This is a genomic window from Peribacillus psychrosaccharolyticus ATCC 23296 (genome assembly GCF_000305495.1).
Taxonomy (GTDB): Bacteria; Bacillota; Bacilli; order Bacillales; family DSM-1321; genus Peribacillus; species Peribacillus psychrosaccharolyticus.
This window is the reverse complement of the sequence record NZ_AJTN02000096.1, coordinates 1-1,736: the sequence shown is the minus strand read 5'-3', so window position 1 is coordinate 1,736 and position 1,736 is coordinate 1. Positions and strand designations below refer to the sequence as shown.

Annotated in this window: 1 protein-coding gene; it reads right to left on the bottom strand. The window is 35.1% G+C overall.

Going from position 1 to position 1,736, the window contains the following annotated elements; genetic code table 11:
* Positions 1-96: 96 nt before the first annotated feature.
* The gene (locus WYK_RS06180) at positions 97-390 is read right to left on the bottom strand and encodes a transposase (RefSeq protein ID WP_040373689.1); all 294 of its coding nucleotides are present in this window, start codon (positions 388-390) and stop codon (positions 97-99) included.
* Positions 391-1,736 lie beyond the last annotated feature (1,346 nt).

Here is a 1,736-nt window from a genome sequence, read left to right as displayed (position 1 = left end):
AAGAAAGTGACGCAAGTTCGTGGTGCCCTATGGGGTATTTTGGAGCTGAAAATAGTGCCCAGACGGGAATACTGTGCTCTTTAATAAATGAGAAAATTACTCGGGGCTTTTTGTGAAGATGTGCATGGCCTTTTTTAAGATTTCATTTTGCTCCTTCAGATCCTGTATTTCTTTCTGATAGTGGGCTACATGTTTCTTATGTTCACTGGACATAATATAGGCTTCCTTCTCAGTGTCATCTCGAAGAGACGCTTTATACTCTTCAACCCATCTTGAGATGGTTTTATAGGGGATATCCATCTTGTAACTGAGTTCAGTCCTTTTTCTTCCTTCTTCTACGACTAACTTAGCTATATACTCTTTGTATTCCTTTTCATATCTTTTCCCCATTTTGGACACGCTCCTTAGTTTGATATCTATTGTATAGATTCTCAGAAATGCGTGTCCACTTTTAAGACTAGCTTTATTATGCAGAGCCGGACGGGATTAGTGTGGTCCCGGACGGGAATAAGGGCAAACCATACGGGATTAATGGCCGAAATAGTCCTAAAGAATAGCGACCCATTTTCAAAAAACCATTAAAACAAGATGCCCCAGTGGGTTATTTTTTCTTGAAAATAGCGCACAGAGGGGATTAACGACTTGAATGACTAAAAAAGAGAAGAAATACCCCACACAGAGAACTGGAAATCGACTGGTCTTCTTAAAAAGTGTCTCTAAAGAAATCACCAATGTAAAAGAAGCGACACATTTTCAAAAAAACTATAATATCTATATACACTAAAGGATAAAAGTAGTGCCCAGACTGAACCTCGCTATGGACAAATGATTTTATATTAAATTAGGTCGACAACATTCGCTGCATACATGTTCATGACAATAAAAAGAACAAGTGAAGGTACCCGAATGTACTTGAACTTCAATATTAAACTTTTCCTTCTATATAGATAACATAATATCTTAATCAGTTTAGTTACATGGGTTTGGTTTAGAAAGAAACAACTAAAGAGATATATGAATTATAGTTTGTAGCATACAATTTTGTGGTTGTCTTAAGAAACATACCAATATCCAGCAAATCTAATTGCTGTCTTATTTAATCAACACTGTATTAGGGTTAATTGTCTATTTTAATCTAAAGGAAAAACTCGTTCATAGGTTTCTAACTTCTAGGTGGACTGAAGTCATACTTAGGTGATCTTTTGATATAGTTAGTTCGCGTAGAAAACTACCTCAAGTCTGCACCAAATAAATATGAATGGTGATAACTTCTATTATAGAAGAGAATGTTCACCTGAGACGAATGTTGGATATATATTAATTTGAACTAGGAAGTTAGTGATGATCAGATTAGATGTTCGTAACAAACTAAAGTTAGACAAAGGGACTAACTGAATTGTCACTTTTATTGATTGCCCTTTGATACTTATGATTAGTTTATATTTATTTGATATAACTTATTGACATTAATCATGATAAGCAGTATTATTAGTAAGTCGCCAACACAGCGGCCTTGAAAAAACAATAACATGCATGCCGCAGGGATGCTGAAGCGTAGCTTAAGAAGAAACATTCTTAAAAAAACTTATTGACTTCTTACTTGGATGATGGTAAGATAAAGTAGTCGCTGAGAAACACGGCGATTAAAAATAAGTTAAAAACTTCGCAGAAGTTGTCAACTGTTCGTAATCATGTTATACTAATTCTTGTAGCTGATGAATGATTCGCAGCTGAAA

Excerpts from the sequence above, each read along its gene's own strand:
- WYK_RS06180 (WP_040373689.1), bottom strand. The coding sequence starts at position 390 with ATGGGGAAAAGATATGAAAAGGAATACAAAGAGTATATAGCTAAGTTA.